The organism is Flavobacterium sp. (assembly GCF_039916025.1).
Classification (GTDB): domain Bacteria; phylum Bacteroidota; class Bacteroidia; order Flavobacteriales; family Flavobacteriaceae; genus Flavobacterium.
In genome coordinates this window covers 1-4,529 of sequence record NZ_JBDSMB010000067.1, presented here as the reverse complement: position 1 = coordinate 4,529, position 4,529 = coordinate 1, and the positions used below count along the sequence as shown (strand labels likewise).

The following is a 4,529-nucleotide window of genomic DNA, read 5'->3' as shown; positions in this document are numbered from 1 at the left end:
AAATAATATCTTTGCAAAAAGAAATCCCGTTGCGATGGGATTTTTTCTATTTATATAAAAGAGGAAATCATGAGTGCAGTATCGTATTACACAGTAGAAGGACTAAAGAAATTAAGAGAAGAATTAGACCAGTTAAAAAGCATAGAAAGGCCTAAAGCTTCACAAGCTATTGCAGAAGCAAGGGACAAAGGCGACTTATCTGAGAATGCAGAATATGACGCAGCAAAAGAAGCGCAGGGAATGTTGGAAATGAGAATTGCTAAGCTTGAAGAAGTTCATTCAAACGCCAGATTGATAGACGAAACGCATCTTGATGTTTCAAAAGTTTTGGTTTTATCTAATGTAAAAATTAAAAACCAGGCAAATGGAATGGAGTTGAAATATACGCTGGTTGCCGAAAGTGAAGCCGATTTAAAATCCGGAAAAATTTCTGTTACTTCACCAATTGGTAAAGGATTACTAGGAAAATCGGTTGGACAGGTTGCTGAAATTACGGTTCCAAACGGGAAATTAAACTTTGAAGTTTTAGAGATTTCAAGAGACTAGTTTAAAAGGGTTCAGTTTTTTAAAAATAAAATGAGTTCAATTTTCACCAAAATAGTTAACGGAGAAATACCTTGCTACAAAATAGCTGAGGATGATAATTATTTGGCTTTTTTAGATGTAAATCCAAATGCCAAAGGGCACACACTTTGTATACCAAAAAAAGAAATCAATAAGATTTTTGATATGGATGAGGATTTGTATCTGGGATTGATGAAGTTCTCAAGAAAAGTAGCAAAAGCCGTTGAAAAAACTGTAGAATGTAAGCGTATAGGAGTTGCTGTTATTGGGCTTGAAGTACCACATACACATGTGCATTTAATTCCGTTACACGATATGGATGATATGCGTTTTCAAAGAAAAGTATCCTTATCCAAAGAAGAATTTGAACAGTTGGCTTCTGCCATCCGTGCTAATTTGTAATACTGATTTCATTTCAAAAATAGTTACCTGCTGAGTTTTATAATTTTGCAGGTTTTTTTAATACTAAATAAGTTTATGAAAATTATATTGATGTTTTCTATAATGCTGCTGTCCCAACTTGGCATTGGACAGACTTCTCCAAACTATTCTTACGTAGACAACAAAATGTTATCTATTCCGGGGAATTTAACCACTACTACGACTGATATTGCAGGTTACATTAATTCTAATTTCACCAGTCAGGATGAAAAAATGAGAGCAATTTATTATTGGGTAACAGCAAATATAAGTTATGATGTTCCGAATATGTATCAGCCAAATAATCTGGATTCACCAGAAGTGAAAATTGCCAATACATTAAAAACCCGAAAAGGAGTTTGTATTCATTATGCCGAAGTTTTCAATGATATTGCCATTAAAGCAGGTGTCAAAAGCTATATTGTTGGCGGCTATACCAAACAGTTTGATGAAGTAGCAAATATATCGCATGCATGGAATATCTCACAGATAGATGGGAAATGGTTTTTGTTTGATGCAACTTGGGGCGCCGGATCTATTGATGGAAAAATTTTCACTAAGAAGCAAAACAATACTTATTTCAAAAGAGCTCCGGACAGAATGATTGTTAATCACATGCCGTTTGATTACTTATGGCAACTTCTGAGCGAGCCTTTGACCAATGATGAATTTATAAGTGGAAAATCTGACCCTGCAAAGCCTAAGATAAATTTTGATTTTAATGCAGAGATTGAAAAATACGAAAAAATATCTGATGCAGACAAAGCTTTTGAAGCTTCAAAAAGAATAGAGAAGAATGGTCTTTCAAACAAAATAATTAAGGAATATTACAATTCAAAAAAGAGTGAGTTTACTGCTATAAACCAAAATAAAAGCGTTGAGAAACTGGTCGTAATTTCGGCTAATTTTAACGAAGCAATTAGCTATCTGAATGACTTTATTATGTTTAGAAATAAAAGATTCAAGCCAACACAATCTGACGAAACGTTAAAAAAAATGATGCAGGATGTAAGTGACAGAATGAAAAAATGCAACGATGATGTTTATAATGTTGGTCCTGTAAGTCCTGAAAATGCAGCCAATGTGAATGGTTTGAAAAGAGCAATTTTGGCCGGAATAGAAAAAACCAAAGAGCAGGAAAAATTCCTAAAAGAATATTTAAGTAAAGGTTCTTTGGGAAGAAAAATGATGTTTACCAACTTTAAATAGTTATCCCTTTTTAAAAGAAACCTGCATCGTAGTTCCTTTTCCGATTTCAGAATTCAGGACTTTTATTTTTCCCTTGTGATATTCTTCCACAATACGTTTTGTCAAAGACAAACCTAATCCCCAACCACGTTTTTTTGTGGTAAAACCAGGTTCAAAAACACGTTTGAATTGATTTTTCGGAATGCCTTTTCCGGTATCGGAAACTAAAATTTTAACCAAATTATTGTCGTTTTCAATTACTACCGATATTTTGCCTTTACCTTTCATAGCATCGATAGCATTTTTGACTAAATTTTCAATGGTCCAACTGTGAAGTGCCGGATTTACAGAAACCATAATAGGTTTTTTAGGAGCTTCAAAGGAAAACTCGACTTGTTTTGAAAACCTTGATTTTAGATAATCAAAAGACTGTTCTGTTTCTTCGATGATATTCAGGCGTTTCAAAACAGGCTCAGAGCCAATTTTTGAGAATCTATCTGTGATGGTTTGCAATCGGTTTATGTCTTTTTCGATTTCGGCAATGGTTGTTTCATCTACATTGTCTGCTTTCATTATTTCCAGCCAACCAATTAAAGATGACAATGGCGTTCCAATTTGGTGTGCTGTTTCTTTCGCCATTCCAGCCCAAAGTTTGTTTTGAGTTGCCATTTTGGTACTGCGGTAGAAGTTGTAAACCAAGGCGCCAAAAAGAAAAATAATCAATAACAGGGTAATAGGATAGTATTTTAGTTTGTTGAGCAACGAAGAATTCCCATAGTATAAATACTGAACTTGTCCCGGACCAATTCTTATAACAATCGGATCATTTTGTTTTTTTAATTTTTCAAAAAAATCAGCTAGCCTGGCTTTGTCTTTTACAATGTTTTCATCAATATTGGTGGTATTAATAATGATGTTTTTTTCCGTTAAAATGATTGGAATTGTTTTATTATTGCTCATTACCTGTCGGGGAAGCTCCACATCATCCTGTAAAGGATCCGCGTTGAGTAAAGTTTTTAAACTTTCTGCCCAAACTTCCATTTTGACACGCTCATCGTTTTTGAAGATTTGAAAAAAAGAATAAGTATTCCACAATATTAAAATCACTATGACAAAGGAAGCCATGATGATAATCCAACGGGTAAGGTTACGTTTTTCGGAAAACTGCATTGAAAATTTTTTTATAAATATAATTAAAAGTATTAAAGATTAAACTTATTACATTTGTAAAAAACATCAAAAGACGATGCTCAGTTTCGAACCACACACACTTTCACCAGCACAATTACAAGGCTATTTGCAAACCGCAGTAGCACCAAGGCCAATTGCTTTTGCGAGTACGATGGATAAGAATGGGAAGCCCAATCTATCGCCTTTTAGCTTCTTTAATGTGTTTAGTTCCAATCCGCCGATTTTGGTTTTTTCGCCTGCACGACGCGTTAGAAATAATACCACTAAACACACACTTGAAAACTGTGAAGCGACCAAACAGGTTGTCATCAATGTCGTAAATTATGATATGGTGCAACAAGTATCTTTATCGAGTACTGAATATCCTGATGGTGTAAATGAGTTTCTGAAATCCGGGTTGACAATGTTGCCATCGGATATGGTAAAGCCTTATCGCGTTGCCGAAAGTCCGGTGCAAATGGAATGCAAAGTCAATGAAATAATCGCGTTGGGAAATCAAGGTGGTGCCGGAAATTTAATTATTTGCGAAGTCGTAAAAATTCACATCCACGAAAACATCCTCGATGACAAAAACATGATTGACCAAAGCAAAATCGATTTGGTTTCACGCCTTGGCGGAAATTGGTATTCGCGTTCCAATCAGGGAATGTTTGAAGTCGAAAAACCCTTGTTAACACTAGGGATTGGTGTAGATGAAATTCCGGATTTTATCAAAAAAAGCACTATTTTTGATGGGAATGATTTGGGGAAATTAGGTAATGTAGAAGCATTGCCAACACAAGAAGAAATTACTATATTTGTAAAACAAAATTTTGCTGTTAAAGGTGTTTTGAGTTCGGATGATGAAATGAAAATTCACCAAAAAGCAAAAGAATATTTAAATAATAATGACGCACTTTCGGCTTGGAAAGTGCTTTTAGCAAAACAATAATTATGGAAGTTACGGGGAAAATTAAAGTGATTAATGCTGAGCAACAAGTGAGTGCCAGCTTTAAAAAAAGAGAATTAGTTGTGGCAACAGAAGAACAGTATCCACAATTTATCAGCATCAACTTTGTGCAGGACAAATGTGATTTGTTGAATAATTACAATGTTGGTGATGCAGTAAAAGTGTCAATCAATTTGAGAGGAAGAGAATGGACAAATCCACAAGGAGAAACTAAATA

6 protein-coding genes are annotated in these 4,529 nt (G+C 34.6%); 5 read left to right on the top strand and 1 reads right to left on the bottom strand.

The window, feature by feature from the left end; genetic code table 11:
• Window positions 1-69: 69 nt before the first annotated feature.
• The 3 genes from greA (at window position 70) to ABIQ27_RS04170 (ending at window position 2,193) form a co-directional block, all read left to right on the top strand.
• Entirely contained in the window at window positions 70-546 is a 477-nt protein-coding gene (gene greA, locus ABIQ27_RS04180; protein ID WP_348032332.1) for a transcription elongation factor GreA, read from the top strand.
• A 30-nt stretch (window positions 547-576) separates the two neighbouring features.
• Window positions 577-966, top strand: a complete 390-nt coding sequence (locus tag ABIQ27_RS04175; protein ID WP_348032330.1) for an HIT family protein — start codon at window positions 577-579, stop codon at window positions 964-966.
• Between the two features lie 75 nt (window positions 967-1,041).
• Complete coding sequence (locus ABIQ27_RS04170; protein ID WP_348032328.1) at window positions 1,042-2,193, top strand: transglutaminase domain-containing protein; 1,152 nt, start codon at window positions 1,042-1,044, stop codon at window positions 2,191-2,193.
• Here ABIQ27_RS04170 and ABIQ27_RS04165 read toward each other — a convergent pair whose 3' ends face one another.
• Window positions 2,194-3,342, bottom strand: coding sequence for a HAMP domain-containing sensor histidine kinase (locus tag ABIQ27_RS04165; RefSeq protein ID WP_348032326.1), 1,149 nt, complete (start codon window positions 3,340-3,342; stop codon window positions 2,194-2,196).
• Window positions 3,343-3,418: 76 nt separating this feature from the next.
• Between ABIQ27_RS04165 and ABIQ27_RS04160 the strand changes: the two genes are divergently transcribed.
• Window positions 3,419-4,294: a flavin reductase family protein gene (locus ABIQ27_RS04160; RefSeq protein WP_348032324.1), complete on the top strand. Its 876-nt coding sequence runs from the start codon at window positions 3,419-3,421 to the stop codon at window positions 4,292-4,294.
• A 2-nt stretch (window positions 4,295-4,296) separates the two neighbouring features.
• A partial coding sequence (locus tag ABIQ27_RS04155) for a DUF3127 domain-containing protein (RefSeq protein WP_348032322.1) occupies window positions 4,297-4,529 on the top strand: 233 nt, incomplete at its 3' end.

What these genes read in the sequence shown, in the direction of transcription:
- ABIQ27_RS04160 (WP_348032324.1), top strand. Translation starts at nt 3,419, where the DNA reads ATGCTCAGTTTCGAACCACACACACTTTCACCAGCACAATTACAAGGC.
- ABIQ27_RS04170 (WP_348032328.1), top strand. Translation starts at nt 1,042, where the DNA reads ATGAAAATTATATTGATGTTTTCTATAATGCTGCTGTCCCAACTTGGC.
- greA (WP_348032332.1), top strand. Translation starts at nt 70, where the DNA reads ATGAGTGCAGTATCGTATTACACAGTAGAAGGACTAAAGAAATTAAGA.
- ABIQ27_RS04165 (WP_348032326.1), bottom strand. Translation starts at nt 3,342, where the DNA reads ATGCAGTTTTCCGAAAAACGTAACCTTACCCGTTGGATTATCATCATG.
- ABIQ27_RS04175 (WP_348032330.1), top strand. Translation starts at nt 577, where the DNA reads ATGAGTTCAATTTTCACCAAAATAGTTAACGGAGAAATACCTTGCTAC.